General features: G+C 68.1%; 27 protein-coding genes and 1 pseudogene. 16 read left to right on the top strand and 12 right to left on the bottom strand.

Features of this window, described 5'->3' with window-relative positions:
• The 9 genes from U9983_RS18535 to U9983_RS18575 form a co-directional block, all read right to left on the bottom strand.
• Window positions 1-663 (bottom strand): ABC transporter ATP-binding protein (locus U9983_RS18535; protein ID WP_322755246.1); only part of this gene is annotated, 663 nt, incomplete at its 3' end.
• Window positions 660-1,424, bottom strand: a complete 765-nt coding sequence (locus tag U9983_RS18540) for an ABC transporter ATP-binding protein (RefSeq protein WP_322751354.1) — start codon at window positions 1,422-1,424, stop codon at window positions 660-662. The genes U9983_RS18535 and U9983_RS18540, both read right to left, overlap by 4 nt.
• A complete protein-coding gene (locus tag U9983_RS18545) occupies window positions 1,421-3,574 on the bottom strand; it encodes an ABC transporter permease (RefSeq protein ID WP_322755247.1) in 2,154 nt (717 codons plus the stop codon). The genes U9983_RS18540 and U9983_RS18545 overlap by 4 nt, the downstream gene beginning before the upstream one ends.
• A gap of 43 nt (window positions 3,575-3,617) precedes the next feature.
• Entirely contained in the window at window positions 3,618-4,118 is a 501-nt protein-coding gene (locus U9983_RS18550) for a hypothetical protein (RefSeq protein WP_322755248.1), read from the bottom strand.
• Between the two features lie 317 nt (window positions 4,119-4,435).
• Window positions 4,436-5,413, bottom strand: coding sequence for an NAD-dependent epimerase/dehydratase family protein (locus U9983_RS18555; RefSeq protein WP_322755249.1), 978 nt, complete (start codon window positions 5,411-5,413; stop codon window positions 4,436-4,438).
• A 13-nt stretch (window positions 5,414-5,426) separates the two neighbouring features.
• Complete coding sequence (locus U9983_RS18560; protein ID WP_322755250.1) at window positions 5,427-6,896, bottom strand: helix-turn-helix transcriptional regulator; 1,470 nt, start codon at window positions 6,894-6,896, stop codon at window positions 5,427-5,429.
• Between the two features lie 208 nt (window positions 6,897-7,104).
• The gene (locus U9983_RS18565) at window positions 7,105-7,299 is read right to left on the bottom strand and encodes a hypothetical protein (RefSeq protein ID WP_322755251.1); all 195 of its coding nucleotides are present in this window, start codon (window positions 7,297-7,299) and stop codon (window positions 7,105-7,107) included.
• 69 nt (window positions 7,300-7,368) lie between these two features.
• Entirely contained in the window at window positions 7,369-8,106 is a 738-nt protein-coding gene (locus U9983_RS18570; RefSeq protein ID WP_416211439.1) for an NUDIX hydrolase, read from the bottom strand.
• A 16-nt stretch (window positions 8,107-8,122) separates the two neighbouring features.
• Window positions 8,123-9,541 (bottom strand): nicotinate phosphoribosyltransferase, encoded by a 1,419-nt coding sequence (locus tag U9983_RS18575; RefSeq protein WP_322755252.1) that lies wholly within the window; start codon window positions 9,539-9,541, stop codon window positions 8,123-8,125.
• Between the two features lie 174 nt (window positions 9,542-9,715).
• Here U9983_RS18575 and clpS point away from each other — a divergent pair, with 174 nt between their 5' ends.
• The 9 genes and pseudogenes from clpS (at window position 9,716) to rdgB (ending at window position 15,961) form a co-directional block, all read left to right on the top strand.
• A complete protein-coding gene (gene clpS, locus U9983_RS18580; RefSeq protein WP_322750938.1) occupies window positions 9,716-10,006 on the top strand; it encodes an ATP-dependent Clp protease adapter ClpS in 291 nt (96 codons plus the stop codon).
• A 62-nt stretch (window positions 10,007-10,068) separates the two neighbouring features.
• Window positions 10,069-10,605 (top strand): DUF2017 domain-containing protein, encoded by a 537-nt coding sequence (locus tag U9983_RS18585; protein WP_322755253.1) that lies wholly within the window; start codon window positions 10,069-10,071, stop codon window positions 10,603-10,605.
• Between the two features lie 74 nt (window positions 10,606-10,679).
• A complete protein-coding gene (locus tag U9983_RS18590; protein ID WP_322750940.1) occupies window positions 10,680-11,084 on the top strand; it encodes a M67 family metallopeptidase in 405 nt (134 codons plus the stop codon).
• A gap of 208 nt (window positions 11,085-11,292) precedes the next feature.
• Window positions 11,293-11,682, top strand: coding sequence for a MoaD/ThiS family protein (locus U9983_RS18595; protein WP_322755254.1), 390 nt, complete (start codon window positions 11,293-11,295; stop codon window positions 11,680-11,682).
• Window positions 11,683-11,695: 13 nt separating this feature from the next.
• Entirely contained in the window at window positions 11,696-12,643 is a 948-nt protein-coding gene (locus tag U9983_RS18600) for a PLP-dependent cysteine synthase family protein (RefSeq protein WP_322755255.1), read from the top strand.
• Between the two features lie 763 nt (window positions 12,644-13,406).
• Window positions 13,407-13,550, top strand: a pseudogene (locus tag U9983_RS18610) (glutamate racemase); the annotation flags it as partial.
• A gap of 89 nt (window positions 13,551-13,639) precedes the next feature.
• Window positions 13,640-14,386 carry an MBL fold metallo-hydrolase gene (locus U9983_RS18615; protein ID WP_322750943.1) on the top strand — a complete coding sequence of 249 codons (747 nt, stop codon included), beginning with the start codon at window positions 13,640-13,642 and terminating at the stop codon, window positions 14,384-14,386.
• A 156-nt stretch (window positions 14,387-14,542) separates the two neighbouring features.
• Complete coding sequence (rph, locus tag U9983_RS18620) at window positions 14,543-15,301, top strand: ribonuclease PH (RefSeq protein WP_322755256.1); 759 nt, start codon at window positions 14,543-14,545, stop codon at window positions 15,299-15,301.
• Between the two features lie 42 nt (window positions 15,302-15,343).
• A complete protein-coding gene (gene rdgB, locus U9983_RS18625) occupies window positions 15,344-15,961 on the top strand; it encodes an RdgB/HAM1 family non-canonical purine NTP pyrophosphatase (RefSeq protein WP_322755257.1) in 618 nt (205 codons plus the stop codon).
• Between the two features lie 581 nt (window positions 15,962-16,542).
• Here the strand turns inward: rdgB and U9983_RS18630 are convergent.
• Complete coding sequence (locus tag U9983_RS18630; RefSeq protein WP_322755258.1) at window positions 16,543-16,821, bottom strand: DUF6247 family protein; 279 nt, start codon at window positions 16,819-16,821, stop codon at window positions 16,543-16,545.
• Window positions 16,822-16,952: 131 nt separating this feature from the next.
• On the opposite strand from U9983_RS18630, the gene U9983_RS18635 reads away from it, so the two are divergent.
• The 5 genes from U9983_RS18635 (at window position 16,953) to U9983_RS18655 (ending at window position 19,319) form a co-directional block, all read left to right on the top strand.
• Window positions 16,953-17,381: a TIGR03668 family PPOX class F420-dependent oxidoreductase gene (locus U9983_RS18635; protein WP_322755259.1), complete on the top strand. Its 429-nt coding sequence runs from the start codon at window positions 16,953-16,955 to the stop codon at window positions 17,379-17,381.
• 183 nt (window positions 17,382-17,564) lie between these two features.
• Window positions 17,565-17,885: a hypothetical protein gene (locus U9983_RS18640; protein WP_322755260.1), complete on the top strand. Its 321-nt coding sequence runs from the start codon at window positions 17,565-17,567 to the stop codon at window positions 17,883-17,885.
• The gene (locus tag U9983_RS18645; RefSeq protein WP_322755261.1) at window positions 17,882-18,157 is read left to right on the top strand and encodes a hypothetical protein; all 276 of its coding nucleotides are present in this window, start codon (window positions 17,882-17,884) and stop codon (window positions 18,155-18,157) included. Before U9983_RS18640 ends, U9983_RS18645 begins: the two co-directional genes overlap by 4 nt.
• Window positions 18,158-18,450: 293 nt before the next feature.
• A complete protein-coding gene (locus tag U9983_RS18650) occupies window positions 18,451-18,936 on the top strand; it encodes a MerR family transcriptional regulator (protein ID WP_322755262.1) in 486 nt (161 codons plus the stop codon).
• Window positions 18,933-19,319, top strand: a complete 387-nt coding sequence (locus tag U9983_RS18655; protein WP_322755263.1) for a hypothetical protein — start codon at window positions 18,933-18,935, stop codon at window positions 19,317-19,319. Before U9983_RS18650 ends, U9983_RS18655 begins: the two co-directional genes overlap by 4 nt.
• A 113-nt stretch (window positions 19,320-19,432) precedes the next feature.
• On the opposite strand, the gene U9983_RS18660 is transcribed toward U9983_RS18655, so the two are convergent.
• Together U9983_RS18660 and U9983_RS18665 are read right to left on the bottom strand one after the other, a co-directional pair.
• Window positions 19,433-20,176, bottom strand: coding sequence for an SDR family oxidoreductase (locus U9983_RS18660; RefSeq protein WP_322755264.1), 744 nt, complete (start codon window positions 20,174-20,176; stop codon window positions 19,433-19,435).
• A 93-nt stretch (window positions 20,177-20,269) separates the two neighbouring features.
• Window positions 20,270-20,410, bottom strand: coding sequence for a hypothetical protein (locus tag U9983_RS18665; protein ID WP_322755265.1), 141 nt, complete (start codon window positions 20,408-20,410; stop codon window positions 20,270-20,272).
• 98 nt (window positions 20,411-20,508) lie between these two features.
• On the opposite strand from U9983_RS18665, the gene U9983_RS18670 reads away from it, so the two are divergent.
• Together U9983_RS18670 and U9983_RS18675 are read left to right on the top strand one after the other, a co-directional pair.
• Window positions 20,509-20,679, top strand: a complete 171-nt coding sequence (locus tag U9983_RS18670) for a hypothetical protein (protein WP_322755266.1) — start codon at window positions 20,509-20,511, stop codon at window positions 20,677-20,679.
• Between the two features lie 34 nt (window positions 20,680-20,713).
• Window positions 20,714-20,912 (top strand): type II toxin-antitoxin system RelE/ParE family toxin (locus U9983_RS18675; RefSeq protein ID WP_322755267.1); only part of this gene is annotated, 199 nt, incomplete at its 3' end.

Consider the following 20,912-nt stretch of genomic DNA (forward strand, 5'->3'; position numbering starts at 1 on the left):
AAGCTCGGCGGGATCGCCGACAAACGAACACTCGCCGCGGTGCAGCACATAGACGACGTCTGCCAGGTTCAGGGCTTCTTCGGTGTACTGGTCGGCGAGCACGACCGTTGTGCCACCGACGGCCACGGTTGCCAGCCACTCGAACAGTTCGCTCGCGATCTTCGGTGAGAGGCCGAGTGACAGCTCGTCGACGAGCAGTACCTTGGGGCGGGCCAGCAGGGCGCGGGCGAGGGCGAGCATCCTCCGTTCCCCGCCGGACAGGGTCCCGGCTCGCTGGGTGAGCCGCCTGGCCTCACCCAGACGGGGGAAGGCTTCCAGCGCCGGCGAGATGTCCCGATGGCCCGACGCCTCCACGATGATCTGAAGATTCTCCCGCACGGTGAGGCTGGCGAACACCGCCCGCTCGTCCGGCACGAGCATGAGGCCCGCTCGGGCGCGGTCCACCGTGGACATCTTGGTGATCGTCCTGTCACGCCAGGTCAACGATCCTGACCGTAGTGGTAACACGCCGGCGAGCACCCGCAGCGTGGTGCTCTTGCCGGCGCCGTTGACCCCGAGCAGCGCGGTGACCTTGCCGGCCGGAATGGTCAGGTCGAGACCGTGCAGAACTTCGATGGTGCGGTAGCCGGCCCGTGCTCCGGTGAGTATCAGTTCGGCACTCATGCCAGCGGCCCCTGGGCAAGGTAGACGGACCGGACGGTCGGGTCGTCGCGGACAGCGGACGGTTCGCCCTCGGCTACGATGCGTCCACCGACCATCGCGTACACCTGGTCGGTGACGGAGAAGACCAGCTCGACATCGTGGTCGACCAGCAGGACGCCGACCCCTTCGGCGGCGACCTGGCGGAGCAGCGCGGACAGCCGCTCGGTTTCCTGCCCGTCGAGGCCGCTCGCGGGCTCGTCCAGCAGGAGGACATCCGGACGGGCGCACAGCGCACGGGCCAACTCGACCAGGCGCAGCGCACCCGTTGACAGCGTCCCCGCGGTCACGTCCGCAATGCCGGTGAGACCGAGTGAATCGAGCGTGCGGGTCACCATCCGCTGGGCTCTGACGGTGCCGTGTGGTGTCAGCCCGAACAGCCCACCCGCGTAGTCGCGGCGCCTGTTCTCGGCGCCGACCAGGAGGTTGTCCACGACGGTCATGCTGGAGAACAGCGACGGCACCTGGAAGGTCTGCACCAGACCGCGGCGGGCGCGGACGTCCGGGGACATCCGGGTGATGTTGCGTCCGCCGAGTGAGACCGTGCCCTTGTCCGGTTTTTCCACCCCGGTGAGCAGGCTGAACAGCGTCGACTTCCCGGCACCGTTCGGCCCGATCAGTCCAGTGACCTTGCCTGGCGCGACGGTTATGTCGACCTTGTCGACCGCGGTGAGCCCGCCGTAGCGGCGAACCAGCCCGCGGCCGCGCAGCTCGGCTCGGCTCACGGCGTCATCCCCGGACTCGTCAGAGCCTCCGAGCGGGCCGAAGCCTTCGAGTGCGTCAGCGCCTCCGGGCGCGTGACCGCCCGCACCCGGGCTGCGAGGGCCTGGCCGAACGGGGTCAACGTGGTCGCATTCGCGCTCGACGGGTACGGGTATCTGACCGGCACCGCGACGACGGTGCCGGCGGTCAGCCCGGCGGATGGGAGAGACGATCGAATCCCGCTCGGGACGGGCAGCGGCCCGGCGGCCTCGGTACGGTCCTCGGCAAGACGGCTGTCCAGGAACGTGACCACGCCCCGGGCGGCGGGGATGAGCCCACCTGGCAGCCAGCCCAGAGCAAGGGCGAGGATGCCGACGGCGAGGGTGGCTGAACCGGCCGGGGCCAGCGTGTCGATGGTGACGATGAAACCGGCCGCGACAACGGCGCCGACAGCACTGTCCGCGCCGAACACGACGACCGCGGTGAACCACAGCAGGCTGTTGAGCGGGGAGAACGTTTCGGCGTCGAAGGAGGAGGTTCCAAGCATCAGCAGGGCACCGCCGAGCCCGGCCACGACCGAGGAGACGGTGAACGACAGCAGCTTGAGGTTGCGGACGTCGACGCCGACCGCGGCCGCACCCTCGGTGTGATCGCGCACCGCCAGCAGTGCCCGGCCCAGCCGCCCTTCATGGAGGTTGCGGACCACGAGCACGCCCAGACCCAGGCAGGCGAGTTCGACGATGTAGAACCAGCGGTCGGACAACGTGTGGTGGGCCATGGACAGTGGCGTGACATGCAACTTGGAGACGAACGTCTGCTGCTGGAACACGAAGCGGGACACGACCGCGCCCACCGCGAACGTCGTGAGGGCGAGGGTGAGACCCCGTCGCCGGATCGCGGGGTAGCCGGTGAGCAGGCCGACCGGGGCGACCAGCAGCGCGCCGAGTAGTAGGGCGACAAGGCCGGGTAGCGCCGGCAGCCCGAAAAGCTCACCGGCGGTGAGCTTGGCGGACAGCAGCGCGCCGAGCCCGGCGTAGCCGGCCACGCCCAGCGAGACCTGTCCGCTGTAGCCGGTGACGATCACTAGCGACAGGAAGATCAGAGCGATGGCCGGCACGGTGAAGGCATTGCGCAGGTCTGCCGGGGCGAACGTGAGGGGAGCCAGCAGCAGCGCCGCGCCGCCCAGCTTCCCCAGAACATCGCGGCGCTGTCCGCCGGGGCCCGGCGGGCGCGACGGCGGCGCGCCACGACTGGAGAAGCGGCCGGTGGAACCGGCGTCTCCGCCGAGCTCGCGCAATCGGGGGACCAGCAGCAGTAGGATGAGTAGCGCGGCCACGAACAGGTTGGACTGCACGGCGAGGAACAGCGCCGCGAACCTGCCGGTCACCTGGAACTGGCTCAGCTCGCTTTGCAGGATGCCGATGGCAAGGGCCGTGATGACCGCACCGGGCATGCTGGACAGGCGGGCGGCGACGACCACCGCGAAGGTCTCCAGGACCAGCAGGGTGAGTCCGTACGGGGTGAGCTGCAGCCGCGGTGCCAGCAGGATGCCGGTGAACCCGGCGAGGGTGGTACCGACGGCCCAGCCGGCAGCCGCGACCCGGTCGGCCGGAATCGCGGAAAGCTCGGCGAGCTGGCGGTCGTCCACCACCGCCTTGACCTGCCGACCGAAACGGGTGCGGTTCGTGATGACCCCGAGGGCCACGCACACGGCGATGACCAGGCCCAGTTCGGCGAGCGCGTCCACACCGATGCGGTTGTCACCCGGCAGCACGACCGCGCGGGCTGGGAACAGACTCGGCGCGTCTCCGCGAGAACCCAGCCCCCAGATCCCAGCGGTCATTCCGACGGTCAGGACCAGCACGCCCAGACTCGCCACCAGGGATTCGGCGGCGGAGGCGCGCCGGCGGGCGAGCGGGCGGAAGACGAGCCGTTCGAGCAACAGACCGATCACCGGTGAGATCACCGCGAGGCAGAGCAGCGCCGACACCCAGATCGACAGATCCCAGTCAACGACCATCTCGCGGAAGATGTAGGCGACCAGTGCGGCGATGCCACCTTGAGCGATGTTGAGGACACCGTTCGTCCGGTAGGTGATGAGCAGGCCGATGCCGGAAAGTGCAGCGATCGCGCCGATGGAGACTCCGGCGAATGCCAGGTCGATGCTTGTCACCGCCGGTCCTCCCGCCGCGGCCGCGGGGGCTGGCCCGCTGGCCTCACGCGGCGATCTTTGGTTCGCAGATGGTGCACGCCGTCAGGCCACGTGCCGCGATCTGCTCCGGGTCCACGGGCTGCGCCGGTTTCCCGACAATCATGTCGCAGGTGCGACGATGGTAGGTTCGTCCTGCGGGTACCGCGAACAACCCCCCGTCGTCGTAGCTGTCCGCGCCCGTTCCAGCAGGGGCCGTGCCCCTGACGGCACCGGCGGACGGGGCTGGTCCCGCGCCGGCTGCGGCGACGATAAGCCTGTGCAGGTCGTCGACCTGATGGTCGCTCCGGCGGTCGCCCTTCGAGGTGGCGTCGATCTGGTCGGCGACCAGCAGCGCGCAACCGAGCAGGACGAGGGCGAGCCCGCCGAGCCCGCCGGAGGCGAAGTAGGGTAGCTGACGTCCGGGATCGGTCTCTGCGGAGACACCCAGGTAGCAGCCGAACAGCAGCACTCCACCCGCGATCGCCACAACCCAGCCGCGCACCGCGCGTACCACGTCGACGACCACTCGAGACGTCGGCCGAGGGCGTTGTCCACCCGCAGGCTGTTTATCCACCCTGTGTCTCTCCCCCAGAATGCGCTGCGGTGCTGGCAACAGCCGGTGGTCCGACACGCGTTGGTCCCGGCGCGGCTGACCGGCCCCGATCAGCGTAGGTCAGATTAGTGCCCGACATGGACGCGTGCTCTGCGTTGACTTCGCCGAGGGCTTTCTCTGATCGATGCGCTCCTACCTGACGCGGTCAGGCGGGAGCGAGTATCGCAGCAGCACTCATGACACATCCGTCCATATCGCCGATGTCGCCTACATCATAGCTGCCCGCCGACTCAGCCGCCCTGACCGATCATCTGGACGGACGCCCGCGGGGCCGCGTGGTCCCATGCGTCGGCGACGATCCGGTCGATGGTCGAGCGGGTGGGGCGCCAGGTCAGCTCCGCCCGGATCCGGCGGCTGTCGGCGACCAGCATCGGCGGCTCGACCGCCGGTGGCCGGCGTACCCGCCGGACGGTGCGGCCGGTGACGCGTTCGACCGCCGCGAGAACGTCCGCGACGCTGACGCCGACGCCCGTGCCGACGTTGAAGATCTCGCTCTGGCCGGGCGCCACGGCGTCCAACGCCGCGAGGTAGGCATCGGCCATGTCGGCGACGTGCACGTACTCGCGGATCACCGCGCCGTCCCCGTTGACGCCGAAGACATCGGACGCACCCGATGCCACTGCCAGTGCCGCCGGAATGATGCGGGTCCCGTCCCTGTCCGCGTGCACGCCCGCGGCGCCCGCGATGTTGAAGGACCGGAGCACGACCGCGCCGATGCGACCGGTCGCCGCCTGGTGGGTGAGGATCTGCTCGGCGGCAAGCTTGGAGGCGCCATAGGCGTTCGTCGGTGCCGGCGGTTGGGTCTCCGGGATGGGCTGGGTCTCCGGTGTGCCGTAGACCGCGCAGCTCGAACCCAGGACGACGATCGGCGTGATCCCGCTGACCTCGGTGCCGCGTTCGAGGAGACCCAGCAGGTTCACGGTGCCGGTCACGTTGACCGCGAAGTACCGCAGTGGGTCACGCAGGGACTCCCGCACCCGGGTCAGCGCGGCGAGGTGGCAGACCGCGTCGAACCCACGGTCGATGCCTGCCGCCGCGAGTTCGTCGATCTCCAACAGGTCGGCGCTGATGATCTCAGTGCCCGACGCCAGTCGGGGAGGCGGCAGCTCGTTGTGGATGAGGGCGGTGACCTGATGGCCAGCCGCAGCGAGGGTGTCGGCGACAACCCCGCCCACAAAACCGGCCGCGCCGGTTACGAGAACACGCATGGCCCCGGCGCGTTCAGGACGTGGCCCGCATGTGCAACCCCGGAAGCAGCGTTCCGCGATGGCGCCACGCAAGTTCCAGACAGGCCGCCGCTGAGGGAGCGAGCGGCTCCTGCTCGATCAGCCGGCGGACAGCCGCCGGCGTGAACGGGATGCCGTCGCAGGCGCGCCGACCAGGGCCCGTGGTGACGACGGATCCCTCGGCGTTGATCGGCACCATCCCGCTGAACAGCGTGTCGAACACGTCAGCGTCCACGATCACGACAGTCAGGATCTCACCGAAGAGCGTCAGCGCATCAAGGCCTACGCCGAAACACCACACCCGGACACCGCCGGAGCGTCGGGCCCGCTCCAGTGAACGGAAGGGTTCACTGTTGTCGTAGTCGATCAGTGTGGAGCTGCTGCCATCGTGTTCGGCATTACCGAGAAGCTCCTCGCTGAGCTCACGCATGATGTTGCGCCACAGATTGAAGTCCGTCCGATGGTGGGAGGCGGAGATCCCTGACGGCTGGAACACCCCGGCTGGTAGGACATGGTAAACACCACCGGCGGTGGCGACCGAGCCGGCACTGCGTCGGTGCAGGACGAAGCTGGCTCGGGTGGTGTCATGACGGATGGTCAGTGTGTTGATCGAGGGCAGCGCGACCCGCCGTCCCAGGTCGAACGGGTCTCCGATGCCGCGCCGGAAGGGCAGCGCCGGCCAGGACAGCCCGCCACCGAGCATGGCGGCGGCCGTCTCGTGCGCGACCGACTCGCAGACGTCGAGGGCGTCGAAGTAGGTGGTGTGTCCGAAGGACATCTGTGGACACCCGCCACCCTCGGGGCGGATGGCGTCCAGCAGTCGGAAGCTCAGGCGGTTCTCGAAGAGGGTGGGCCGGTCGAGGTCGCGCATGGCCCGCGTGTAGGTGCCGAACGCAGACCCGTCGGCGGTGAGCGGGCGTACGTGTTCGGTGTCGGTACCGGCGCCCGACACGGTCGGCGGACTCGCCGTGTCCGACCATTCCAGTTCGATGTCGGCGATGTCGACCGGCGCATCCCACATCCAGCCCGGCCGGGTCAGCAGGCCGTTACCGAGGCGGTAGGTCTCGGGATAGAGCTGGGCGGCGGCGCGGGCCAGGCTGATCCGGTGATGGTTGAGGTGGTCGCGTGTCAGTCGCCATGCGCGCTGGCTCGCCGCAACCCGGTCCGCCAGGGGGTTGGCGGCCGCGACGTCCCGGCGGCCCTCGGCAAGGGAGCCCGCGGCCAGGCCTACGTCCTCGGGTGACAGCGAGAGTCTGCGGGCGATGTGGCGAAGCGTGGAGATGTCGTGGATCGCGCGGCGGCCGCTTTCGACCTTTGAGACATAGGACTGGTCGAAGCCGAGCCGTTCGGCGAGTTGCTGCTGGGTGAGTCCGTAGGTCTGCCGGTAGGAGCGGAGCAGCGGGCCCACGCCTGCGGGACGCGATGTCTGGTGTGGAGGCGTCCACAGCCATGGTTGACCAGTCACCCGCGGTCCTTTCGTCCTACTTTGGGGTTGCTGGAATTTCAGTATAACTAGTTAGACATCTCCTAGCCCATGGCAACAAAATGGTTGCTTCCAGTTAAAGAGCACCGCTGCTGTGTGTAAAGCTACTAGCGCGTTCTGTTCATGAGCGTGCGAGGCGCATCCTTGTGCGGGCGCCCCTGTCGCCGGGCGCTCTTATTGCCGGGCGCTCTTAACGGTTCACGGCACCGTCAGCGAGATCGAGAAGAACGACAACGGCGATCAGCAGGACGATCCAGCGCAGGAGACCCATCCGGCTCCAGAGATCTTTGGCGAGGCTTCGTCCGGCGCGACCGGCCAGCAGCAGGAGCGCGCACAGCGCTCCACCTACCACCACGATAAATATTCCGGCATTACTGGGATCCACGCGGACAACGATCTCATGCGGGCCGCCGCCGGCACCGGTCGGTGGTGAGCCCCGGTCTTGGTGTCGGGGTCACACCGTCCGGCGCAACAACGGGGGATGCAGCGCGGTCGCCGAGCCCCGCCGGTACAGCTCGGCAGGCCGTCCCCCACCACGCGGCGCTGCCCGGGCACCCACCGGCACCACGAACCCCGTTGTCGACAGCACCTTGCGGCGGAAGTTGGGGGGGTCCAGCGGAGCTCCCCAGGCGGCCTCGTAGACGCGACGCAGCTCCGCCAAGGTGAACGGTTCTTCGCAGAAGGCCGCGGCGAGCGGGGTGTACTCCAGCTTGCTGCGTGCCCGCTCCATGCCGTCGGCGACGATCGCCGGATGGTCGAAGGCGAGCGTCGGGCCGTCCGCCGACCCGAGATCCTCCACCGGCCACCACCGGGCTCTCGGGCCGTCGCGATCAGCTCCCGGCGGGGGCGGCAGGTTCGGCAGCAGCGCGAGGTAGGCCACGCTGACGACCCTGGCCCGCGGATCGCGGTCCGGGTACCCATAGGTCCGCAGCTGCTCAAGATGACCCGAAGCGGCGACTCCGGTTTCTTCGGTGAGCTGGCGACGGGCCGAGGCGTCAAGGTCCTCGTCCACCCGGACGAGGCCACCGGGCAACGCCCAGTCGTCCTGGAACGGTGGGGAGCCGCGCTGCGTGACCAGTACGCAGAGCTGGCCGGCCCGCAATGTCAGCAGGACGACGTCCACACTCACCGCGATCGCCAGCCCGGGGAACATCTCCGCCGCGTCGTGCGGCGGTGTCTGCGGTCCGGTCATGCCTGCCGTCACGGCCTCAATGTTGCCCGGTGGGCGCCCCGACGGCGATGACCGGCAGACACGGTCCGCCGAAGGCGATTGACCGGGCGTCCACCGGCAGGCTCGCCAGCGTTGCCTCATGGTGTGCGCGAGCCGCGAGCAGCCCGTGCGCGTTGGTCCGCCCTGCGTCCAGGATCACTCCGCCGCGCACCAGCGGGACCAGGAGGCGGCGGTCCAGGCTGGTTTCGCGCAGGCCGGTCCCGTGCGCGCCGGGACCGGTCGGTTGGTCACCGGTCGGTTGGTCACCGGTCGGCGTGGGGGAGCCGGCGGCGTCGATCGTGATCACGTCCGCGACCGCAACCCCGTTGCGGTCGTGGCGGCGGCTCACCCGCTTGCGCCATCCTTTGGTGCTCTTGCCCACTGACATCTTGGCAACGCCCGTCCCGTCCACCTCGACGAGTTTGTAGACGAACCCGGCGGTGGGTGCCCCCGAACCGGTGACGAGCTTCGTGCCGATGCCGTAGCCGTCGACCGGAGCGTGCGCGAGCCGGGCGATGACATGCTCGTCCAGATCGCCGGTCGCGATGATACGGGTACTCTGCGCGCCGAACGAGTCCAACTGCGCCCGGGCGGCCCGGGCCGTGAGGCCGAGGTCACCGCTGTCGAGACGGATCGCGCCGAGCCCCGGGCCGGCCACCTCGAGCGCGGTCGCGATCGCTGCGGGAACGTCATAGGTGTCCACGAGCAGCGTCGTGTCGACGCCGAGTGCGGCGACCTGGGCTGCGAACGCCAGGCGTTCGGACGGATGGACGAGGGTGAACGCGTGCGCCGCCGTTCCCGTGGTCGGGATGTCCCACCGCCGGCCCGCTTCCAGGTTGGATGTGGAGGTGAACCCGACCAGGTAGGCGGCTCGGGCGGCGGCGACGGCAGCCTGCTCGTGGGCACGGCGTGAGCCCATGTCGACGCATGGCCGGCCTGCCGCTGCGGCGACCATCCGCGCACCCGCGCCGGCGATCGCACTGTCGTGGTTGAGCACGGACAGCACCAGGGTCTCCAGCAGGATGCACTCGGCGAAGCTGCCTTCCACGACCAACACCGGGGTGTTCGGCATGAACGGCTCACCCTCGGCGAGGCCCTGGATATCCCCGCCGAAGCGGTACCCGGCCAGGTAGTCCGCGGTGGAATCGTCCACGATCCCACCGTCGCGCAGGAAGGTGAGTTCCTCGGGTCCGAAGCGGAACGACTCAAGCGCCGCCAGCAGGCGTCCGGTGCCGGCCACCACACCGAACCGGCGGCCGGGCGGTAGGGCTCGGGTGAACACCTCGAAGACCACCCGGCGCGATGCCGCTCCGGACCATAACGCGGCCTGCAGCATCGTCAGCTCGTAGTGATCGGTCAGCAGGGCCGTCGATGCCAGCGCGGAAGAGCGCATGGACGGCGATGTAGGCGTGGCCATCCCGACCAGGGTAGAGCGCCCGTATTGCCGGGCGCTCTTACGGACCCTGGCCGATCGGTGTTCGCGTTCCGGGTCGAACCGGTACAAATCGGGATTTCTGACGTCGGACGGCGGGCGGCCCGGTGTGCGGCGGTCGGGGGGAAGGCGGATCGTCGACGCGTCACAATAGAGGTCGTGCCACTTGCCACTGTCGTGCCCGAAGACATCTCGGAGGTTGACGAGACCACCGAGGACGACCGACCCTGGGTCACGATCGTCTGGAACGATCCGGTGAACCTGATGTCGTATGTGACATATGTCTTTCAGAAGCTGTTCGGTTTCAGTCGGGACAAGGCCAAGGCCCTCATGCTCGACGTGCACCACAAGGGTCGGGCCACCGTGTCCGCCGGCACCCGGGAGGAGATGGAGCGCGACGCCACCCGTCTGCACGCATACGGCCTGTGGGCCACGATCGCGCAGGACTAGAAGGACTATTCTGCGCCGGCAGCGGGTTTCGATCGATCAATTGTGATCTTGGGCGGGAGAGCGTGTCCAACGGCTTCAGTCGTACCAGAGACGGGATCCAGGTAGCCCTCGGTCCGCTGGAGGCGACGCTCCTGATCGAGCTGATCGGCCAGATCGACGCGCTGCTGGAGCCGCCACCGGTGGACGACCCACTGGAGGCGATCGTCGGGCTGCGTGCCGTGGCGCCGCCGCCGCCGGATGACCCGGCCGTGGCGCGGCTCCTGCCGGACGCCTATCCCGACGATCCCGATGCCGGCGCCGACTACCGTAGGCGAACGTCGGACGACCTCCGTGCGGGCAAGCGCGCGGCCGCGCGCAGGGTGCTGGCCACCGTCCCCGCGACCGGCGGGCGGACCGTGCTCGATGACGACCAGGTCCAGGACTGGCTGGTCACCCTCAATGATCTGCGACTGGTGTTCGGTACCCGGCTCAACCTGTCCGACGATGCCTCCGCCGAGGCTCTCTACGCGATCGAGGGTGACGATCCTCGCAGACCTGTGGTCGAGTTGTACCTCTTCCTCGGTGACATGCAGGACCAGCTCGTGCACGTATTGCTGTGACGCCGGCGGGTCTTGCGCACCATGTCAGCCTGATGGCATCCCGTCGCCGATGCCACTCGTCATACGGTGGGTCCGTGCTGCGTATCGAACGAGCGGTCTATGAGGCCATCGTGGCCCATGCCCGACGAGACCATCCCGATGAGGCCTGCGGGATCGTCGCGGGACCAGCCGGCTCGGACCGTCCGGAGCGCTTCGTGGCCATGGAGAACGCGGAGCGGTCACCCACGTTCTACCGGTTCGACTCCGCGGAGCAGCTCACGGTCTGGCGTGAGATGGACGACCGGGACGAGGAGCCGGTAGTGATCTATCACTCACATACCGCCACCGAGGCGTACCCCTCCCGGACGGATATCTCGCTGGCTTCGCAACCGGGTGCCCATTACGTCCTCGCGTCCACCCGCGACTCCGAGCGGACCGAGTTCCGGTCGTTTCGCATCGTCGACGAAGTCGTCACCGAGGAGCCCGTGGAAATCCTCTGAGGCGTTCACGACGTTGTGCTGGGTGGCTGACTGTGTTCCCCCCGCGTCGATTCTCCGGGCGACCGCCGAACCGGCATGGTCAGCGGTTGCAGTGGGATGGGACACGTCGTCCCGGCAGAGGTGATGATAAGGCGTTTGGTCGCGTCCGGCGGTGACGAGCGAGACAGTGCAACACCGTGCAACACCGTGCAACACCGAGAGGAGCACCATGGCAGTCCAGGTCCGCGTTCCGACGATCCTGCGCAGCTACACGGGTGGGTCCAAGGTCGTCGAGGGCGTCGGTGACACTCTCGACGCGCTGTTCATCGACATCGACAGCCGGTTTCCGGGTCTGCGGGGCCGGCTCGTCTCCGGGGACGGTGGCGGTGAGCTACATCGCTTCGTGAACATCTATGTCAACGATGAGGACGTCCGCTTCCTCGGTGGTCTCGACGCAAAGATCACCGATGGTGACAATATCACCATATTGCCCGCCGTCGCCGGTGGCTCCGCCACGATACCGGCGACTTTGGGCGGGATCACCATATTGCCCGCCGTCGCCGGTGGCTCCGCCACGATACCGGCGGCCGCAGTCCCCCGAGCACTAGCAGGCAGGTAGGTCAGAAGAGCTGATGCGTTTCGACTCTCTGGTGGACTCGGTAGGCCACACCCCCCTGGTGGGCCTGCCGAGGCTCTCACCGTCACCGGATGTCCGGCTGTGGGCCAAGCTGGAACAGGACAACCCGACCGGTTCCATCAAGGACCGCGCGGCCTTGTGGATGATCGCTGATGGCGAGAAGCGCGGCATCCTCACCGCCGGCGCGACCGTCCTTGAACCGACCTCAGGTAACACAGGTATCTCGCTGGCGATGGTCTGCCGTCAGCGGGGATATCGGCTGATCTGTGTGATGCCCGAGAACACCTCGGTTGAGCGGCGTCAGCTGCTCGGCATGTGGGGTGCTGAGATCGTCTATTCGCCTGCGGCCGGCGGCTCGAATGAGGCGGTGGCCGTGGCCAAGCGGATGGCCGCCGAACATCCTGACTGGGTGATGCTCTACCAGTACGGTAACCCGGCAAACGCGCAGGCGCATTATGAGACGACCGGGCCGGAACTCCTCGAGGATCTCCCTTCCATCACCCACTTTGTCGCGGGCCTGGGCACCACCGGGACGCTGATGGGCACCGGACGCTTCCTCCGCGAACGGGTACCGGATATTCGAATCATCGCCGCGGAGCCCAGATATGGGGAGATCGTCTACGGGCTTCGCAATATTGACGAAGGATTCATTCCCGAGCTTTACGACGGGAGTGTACTCACCACCCGTATCTCCGTGGGTCCGAAGGAGTCACTACGGCGGACGCGGGAGCTGGTTGAGACAGAAGGGATCTTCGCCGGGATCTCGACCGGATGCATCCTGCATGCGGCATTGATCGAGGCCGAGAAGTGCGTGCGGGCCGGTCAGCGTGCCGACATTGCCCTCATCGTCTGTGACGGCGGCTGGAAGTACCTGTCCACCGGTGCCTACGCGGGCACGCTGGAGGAAGCTGAGGCGGCGTTGGAGGGTCAGCTCTGGGCCTGATCGGAAGCCGTGGGGGTCTGCCTGGCCATCGACCCGGTGTGGTAATGGTCACGATTTTCTGTCCCGTGCCCGGGAAGTGGTTGGGATGCCTACGTGGGCCGGGGTGTCCAAAATTCGACACGGGTATCGTGACCACTGCCACAGGGTGAGAACCCGATTTCGGGCTTAGTCTGATCGCTCATGAGCGGCGCGCCCATCGGGGTATTCGACAGCGCAGGCGACGGTCACACCGTCATGCAGGCGATCCTCGATCAGCTCCTATCCGACTCCACCGGTCGTCCCGTCGGTACCACGAGGCGTGGTCCTGGCCGACCGCGACCGCTGGCCGGGCCGCAGTGGTCGGCCGGTGGCTCCGTGGTCGAAACCAGGCGGTGCGCCGGTGCTGAACCGTGCGACATCCGGCCGACCGAGGCGGTCTTTCTCGCGGCTGTGGCGGCCACCGGTGGCGCTCGTGCGCACGCCTCTTCGACCCGGGCAGCTGCCCGGCGCGTGGCCGTGACCCGCCGTGCCTTCATGGACCAGGCCGAGCGTGGTGAGACGAAGCGTGGTGAGACAAAGCGTGGTGAGACGAACAGCCGACAGCCGCCGGTACCGACCAGGACGTAGAGCGCCCGGCAATAGGGATGCGGCGTTGCGGGGCCGGGGCACGCACCTCGCTGTGTTGTCGTCGGTCGCCACCCACCACCAGGGTGGCTCCATCCGCCGCCTCGCGATGCACGCACCCCGGCCCCGCTCCTTGATCCACGTCTCTATTGCCGGGCGCTCTTATCTGGCGCCATTTCAGGAAGTCGATGTGGACACAATAATCCCAGGTCGCACCCGTTATCCTTTGTTGACCGGCGTCATCGGCTTTTTTATGGGAGAGGGCGTCACATTGACGAGCAGCAGGAAAGAGATCGCGCAGGATGACTGCCCGGAGTCGGCCCGGCTCCGTATAGGTGCACGGCCACGGACCGTTGTGGCGGGATTCGTGCCGGCGGGAGCGGGGGTGGCCCGATGAAGCTCACCGTGCTGGGTTGTTCGGGTACCTATCCGGGACCCCGGTCGGCGTGTTCCTCCTATCTGATCGAGTCCGACGGCTTTCGCCTGGTGGTGGACGCCGGGAATGGGTCGATGGGCGAACTACAGCGGCACTGCGACCTGCGGGACGTCGATGCGGTACTCCTGTCGCATCTGCACGGCGACCACTGTCTCGATCTTGTGGTGAGTGCCTACGCCCGGCGGTACCATCCCGAGGGGATGCCCCCGAAGCTTCCGGTCTACGGGCCGATCAACACTCAGGAACGTCTCTGCGCGGCGTTTGAGCGTTGGCCCGATGATTCCCTGGCTGACATCTACGACTTTCAGACGATCAGTCCTGGACGCCTGAACGTGGGTCCCTTCCGGATCGATCTGGAAAGGGTGGCGCATCCGGTCGAGGCGTTCGGCATGCGGTTGACCGCCGACGGGCGGTCCCTGACCTACTCGGGTGATACCAGCGCCTGTGACCAGCTGCTACAGCTGGCCCGGGAAGCTGATCTGTTCCTGTGCGAAGCGGCCTACATGGATGTCCCGGACAACCCGCCGGGCATTCACCTGTCGGGGCGTGAGGCCGGTGAGCACGCCGCCAAGGCAGATGTCGGGCGTCTCGTGCTCACTCACCTCGTGCCGTGGGGCGACACGCAGCGCAGTCACGAGGAAGCGGCCGGCGCCTTCGACGGCTCGCTGGCTCTCGCCGAGACCGGAGCGGTCTACGAGCTCTAGGTCCCGTCCGGTGGATATTGGTCGATGCGTGAGTCTTTGGGTACTGGTGGCGGGTTGTGGCCGCTCGGCGGTCACAGCCCGGGTCAGCCAGCGCAAGGATGCCTGCGCGCGACGGCCGTGCGGTCCCCTTGCCGCCTGCCGGTAGGGTCGATCGTCGTGAAGCGTTCCGACGGCAGGACATTCGACGAACTTCGGCCAGTAGTGATCACTCGTGGTTGGCAGGACCATCCAGAGGGCTCCGCATTGATCGAGTTCGGGCGGACGCGGGTGTTGTGCGCCGCCTCGGTCACCGAGGGCGTACCGCGTTGGCGCAAGGGCAGCGGCCTGGGCTGGGTGACCGCGGAATACGCGATGTTGCCGCGGGCGACGAATACCCGCAATGATCGCGAAGCGGTGCGGGGTCGCATCGGTGGCCGCACCCATGAGATCTCTCGGCTGATCGGCCGCAGCCTGCGCGTCAGCATCGACCTCAAGCTGCTCGGAGAGAACACGATCGCGATCGACTGCGACGTTCTGGTGGCCGACGGTGGCACCCGCACCGCGTCCATCACCGGCGCCTACCTGGCTTTGTCGGACGCGTGCGCATGGTTGGGCCGTCCGGATGCGATGATCCGCAGCGTGGCGGCGGTGAGCGTCGGCGTGGTTGCCGGTGAGCCGATGCTGGACCTCGCCTACGATGAGGATGCCGGCGCTGACACCGACATGAACGTGGTCTGCACCGGCGACGGCGGCTTCGTCGAGGTCCAGGGAACGGCGGAGGGTGTGCCGTTCGACCGGGTCATGCTCGACCGGCTGCTTGATCTGGGCGCCCAGGGATGCGCGCGACTGACCGAGATTCAGCGGGCGGCCCTTGCCGGGGTGCGTCCGGTGCCCTCAGGTGGGCCACGGTCGGCGACCCGGCCCTCGCCCCGGTGATCGCTGATGGCCTCCAATGACGATCGTGCGGTGCGTGGGGTCGTGTCCACGCGCGTCGTGCTGGCGAGCCGCAACGGCGCCAAGCTCGTCGAGCTGCGCCGCATTCTGGCGGCTGCGGGGCTCAGCGTCGAGTTGCTGGCACTGCCCGACGGCCCGGATGTGCCGGAGACCGGGGCCACCTTCGCCGAGAACGCGCTGATCAAGGCGCGGGACGCCGTGCGGGTCACCGGTCTGCCCGCCGTGGCGGACGATTCAGGGCTTGCGGTCGACGCCCTCAACGGGATGCCCGGGGTACTGTCCGCGCGGTGGGCCGGGTTGCTGTCTGGGGTGTCCGCGGCCGAGCGTGACGCCGCCAACAATGCGCTCGTGCTTGCCCAGTTGGCCGACGTGCCCGTGGCGCGGCGCGGCGCGGGGTTCGTGTGCGCGGCGGCCCTGGTGACCCCGGACGGCACCGAACAGGTCGTGCACGGCGAGATGCGCGGACGGCTGCTGACCGGGCCGCGCGGGACCGGCGGTTTCGGCTACGACCCGCTGTTCCTGCCTGACGGCGAGGACCGGACGAGTGCGGAGCTCAGCCCGGCCGAAAAGGACTCGATCAGTCACCGGGGGCGGGCCTTCGGAGAGCTCGCGGGTGTTCTGCGGGCGCGGCTGGGTATCTGACCGCGCCTGCCAGGTCGGCTCCCGTCCGTGTCCGGGGAGCGGCCGGACATGTCCGGAGCGTTCCACCTGGAGATCTCCTATTGGGCGTTTGGTTACGTTCCGTGATTGACCTCCCGGCGTTGCGCGGACGACGGCGAATTCCGGCAAAATACATTGCGATAGACCACGCCAAAACGGGTACATGGAGGCCAATCGCCGTGTAAGCTAGAACCACCTGTAATCGATCAGTGACTATTTGCTATCGGCAGGGTAGGTTAAGGACGCGGCTGAGGTGTCCGGGTCGTTCCCATCCGTCCCCGACTCGTGACACCCCAGTCGCGTCCTCGATCACCCTCGGTGGTTGCTGATTTGAGTGACGGGTGCGCCGGCCTTGGCGCGCCAGGCACCGTCGGCGCGTGGGAAGGGGAGCGCCAGTCCGGCGTCTGCCGTCCGGTGGCTCCGGTAGCGGTCCTGGTCCCGTGCCGGCGTGCGAAAAGCCTGTCAGGCCCGCGGCGGTGTCAGCCGAGCCAGCGGACCCGCAGGACGGTGATGGTGCACCAGCGGTCCTCTATCGTGTAATGCATCACGTATCGTGTAATGCATCACGCTGTTCGCTGGCGTACGTCACCCATCGCACCGTGTAGCGCTTCATCGGCGTCCGCTGGATTCGCGCACAGTACCGCCGCCGGCCACCATCGTTCGACCACATCCTGGACGGCATCCAGATCGAACTGGTTGTCGGCGTGCGCCAATGCGTTGCGAAACTCTGCCTCGAACTCAGCCCGGCGTTCCGGATCGAGCGCGGCATGGACCCCCGGCCCGGTCTTGTCCACCCGGATCCGCACCCCGTACAGCGGGGTCGTCACGTCCGCGTCAGCCATGCTTCCATTGTCTCGTCCTGCTGTCGGGACCGCCGGCGGGGGCATCGTTGCGTGCTGTTCTGTCCTGACGGCAGGTCTGTCGTAACGGTAGGTGCTCGTGGCGGTAGTGCTCGTGGCGGTAGGCATGGGGGATGAATCTGGACGCTGCTGAGGCACGCGGTCGGTTTGCCCCCGCCGGGGTAGCCCGGCTGGCCACGGTGGACGCGGGCGGGCAGCCGCACCTGGTACCGGTGACCTTCGCACTCCACGATGACATGATCGTTATGGTCGTGGACCACAAGCCCAAGCGCTCGACGGCTCTGCGGCGTCTGGCCAACATCGCGGTCAATCCGAGAGTCAGCCTGATTGTCGATCATTACGCCGACGACTGGAACCAGTTGTGGTGGGCGCGTGCCGACGGCGTCGCTCGCATCGTCGAGGACGGATCCGCATGGCGTGACGCGATTGACCGGCTGGTGGCGAAGTACGGCCAGTACCGGGAACGTCGACCGGCGGGGCCGGTCATGCTGGTGGAGGTCCGCCGCTGGACCGGCTGGGCCTATGCCGGTGTGAGTGGGTGAGTAGAAGAGTGCCCGATGACTCGGACGGTACGTCCGGATACGCCTACCCGGCCTACTGATCCGTACATGGTGGTCACCTGCGGGTAACGCGACCATCACATGATCAGGAGACCCTTACGTAGTGAATCTTGCCGTTTGGCGAGATGGGGTGGGACGTCGGAGCGGGAGGGGGCGGTGGGGCCGGTGGCGGCAGCCAGCGCAAACAGGGGCGGCGGTAGGGCGAAGACCGGTGCTGAGGAGACTGGTGCTGAGGAGACCGGGGTCGGGCAGCTGCCCGTCCTCTACGGAGTCGTCCGCTTTGATTCGGGGGAGAATCGGCGGGTCCGTGACACAACGATCACGTTTGGTTCGGCCGAGTCGGCGGAGCTGTTCGCCATCGAGAACGGCTGGCACGATTACCAGGTCACACCGCTTTTCTTCTTCACGGACGTCGCCGCAATGGTGGGGACCGGGATGTCGCTGGATGTCGCGTTGGCGCGCGCGGCCTACAGTCAAGGGCCATGAGCGACGGCGAAGGCGACACGTTGGTGGCCGACGAGCGGACGGACGGACGGACGGCGCCGTTCCCCTTCGGTATACCGAACGGGAGGCCCAGGCCAATTCCGAAAAGCCGAGCCCACAACGAGTTGTCAGCCACCGTCCATGTGCTCGTCACCGACGTAGCCGTCCGTGCGGCACAGTCGCGCGATCTCGGTCTGGTGCGTCTGGTGCGTCTGGTGGAATGCTCTGGGGCGGCGCTGGCCGCCCTCATCGCGGCTGATCGTAAGCTGCGTTGACGACCTGCACGGGCCATGATCGGCGTGTGTTTGTTCTTGGGTACGCTTTTCGGGCCGATATGCGTACCTGACGACAAACACGCGCCGATCTTGTGGATGGTTGGCGCTTCGGGGTTGCATCCGGTACCCGAGTACAGGCTTACCGTCAGTTCGAGGCGCTCGCGGGAGGGCGTCCGGACCATAGGAGAGAGCCGTGAGCGGATGCGGACCCGCCGGGTGCACCATCCCACGTCGCTCGTGTTGACGTTGACCGTCTCACCCGCACTGCCCCGACCGTGCACCGGGACCTGCCGGTGAGCCTGGGCGGTCTGCGCACCAGCGAGCTCGCCACCGCGGCCGGGGTGAAGACCCAGACGCTGCGCTATTACGAGCGGCGGGGACTGCTGGCCGAACCGGTGCGCACCCCGGGCGGGCACCGGCTCTACCCGGCCGAGGCGGTGATCCTGCTGCGCGTCATCAAGGCCGCGCAGCGGCTCGGGTTCACCCTCGACGAGGTCGCCGAACTGCTCGACAGCGGCCGGCGCTGCCACCCCACCGGCGCGTTACGGGAACGTGCGGTCGTGAAACTCGACGAGATCAACACCAGGATCGAACATCTCGAGACCATCCGGACCGCACTCGCCGGGGTGATCGAGGCCGGCTGCGACAGCCTCACCCACTGCACCTGCCCGGAGTGCCCGTTGCCCTTCGTCGCGATCGCCCCGATCCCTCCGGGCGACGTCAACCTCGATGTCGACGCCATCCCGTCCCGCCGTACTGCCACCAGGAGGCGATCATGAACGCCCTGCCCACTCTGCCCACCGGAGATCGTCGCGGTCCCGGCCCGGCACCGGCCGCGCCTGTGCACGTCCTCGCCAGCGGCGAGTTCGACGGCACGTTCGACGTCGAGGAACCGCGCTCTCCCCGGCGGGTCGCGCTGTCCGGTGCGCTGGCCGTGGCCGCCTGCGCGGCGTGCTGCGCGCTCCCGCTGCTGGTCGGCGCGGGAACGCTCACCGCCGGCGCCGCCGCGGCGCTGAACCAGACCCTCCTCGCCGTCTCTGTCGGCCTTGTCGTGCTCGCGGTCGTGTTCTGGGGGCGACACCAGCGACGCCGCACCGCCGTCCGTGCCGCGAGCAGCCACGGCGGCGGCACCTGCGGGTGCGGGGGCGGATGTTCCTGCTAGCGGCGCCCCTTCGTGGATCAGTCGCGGTTGGCCGCTCGTCCGCGGGTCCGGGTGAGACAGGTAGGCGGCTACCAAGTGCCAGGTAGCCGTCAGTGGCGAAGGATCGGGTTGAATCAGCGGCCGCCGGTGACGTCGAGGATCGCTCCGGTGACGTAGGACGCCTCGGGTGAGCACAGCCAGGTGATCGCATGTGCGACCTCGTCGGGCTCACCGCCGCGACCCATCGGGATGCCGGTCGCGAGGCGCTCGATGCGGCCGGGTTGCCCGCCACTGGCATGGATGTCAGTACGGATGAGGCCGGGGCGGACGGCGTTGACCCGGATGCCGTCGGCCGCGACCTCCTTGGCCAGGCCGATCGTCATGGTGTCGATGGCGCCCTTGGAGGCGGCGTAGTCGATGTACTCGCCGGGGCTGCCGAGGCGGGCGGCCGCCGAGGAGACGTTGACGATGACGCCACCTGTTCCGCCGTGCCGCGTCGACATGCGCCGGATTGCATGTCCGGCGCACAGGAAGGCGCCGACGACGTTGACGGCGAACATGGCTACGAGCCGGTCGTGGGTCATCTCCTCGACCCGTGCCGGCCCGGCGACGATGCCCGCGTTGTTGACCAGCGCCGCCACCGGCCCCATGGTGTCCGCGGCCGTGAACAGTGCGGCGACGGCGTCCGGCGAGGTGGCATCGGTGGGAACGGCGACCGCGGCCACGCCGGCAGCCTCGCATTCCGCCACGACGCGGCCGGCCGACTCGGCGGCTGCACGGAAGCCGATGCAGACGTCCCAGCCCTGGCGGGCCAGCAGGATCGCCGTGGCCGCGCCTATCCCACGGCTACCGCCTGTGACAACCGCCACGCTGCGCATCCGTGACCTCCCGGACTGATTCTCCACCGCGAGCGAGCACCCATCAGCAACGGTCCGACGTTCCGCTCACGGACGTGGCACTGGCACGCCGATCTACCGGCAGGCCCAGCCGACAAGTGAGAGCCGAGCCCCCGCCCGGTCGCCGTCCCCGAGGCCCGCGCCACCGCGCCCGCCGCCGTCGGCGATTTTTACACCCGCCGCGGGCTCGGCCCCGCCATCGTCGCGGGTCGGCACGCTGGTCCTTGATTGTGCGATCTGAGATACTGCGATCTAGGATCACGGTGTGCTGGACCCGCGTCTCAAGGCGCATGGTGCTGTAAGGAGGTGAGCGTGTGTCCGAGCCGATGATCGACAGAGTGTACGAGACGACGGATGAAGAGGACGAATACGACCGTCAGTGTCTTGATGCTGCGCTTGCCGAAGGCGGCGACCCGGTACCCTTCCGGGCGTTCCTGACCGAGCTCGGGATCGATCCGGACAACCTCGACGACGACCAGGTATGAAGGCTGTCGTACGCAAACGGCAGGATAAGGCGCTGTGGCGGGCGCTGAGTCGTACAAGGTCGAGATCGACCCGCATGCCCAGCGTGCCTTCCGGAAGCTTTCCCGTGATGTTCAGAACCGGCTGGCCAAGGTCATTCTCGCGTTGGAGCACACGCCGCGGCCTGTGGGCTGCAAGGCGGTCGTCGGCCATCCGGGTTACTGGCGTATCCGGGTCGGCGACTATCGGGTGATCT

This window comes from Protofrankia sp. Cas3 (genome assembly GCF_963555955.1).
Lineage (GTDB): Bacteria > Actinomycetota > Actinomycetes > Frankiales > Frankiaceae > Protofrankia.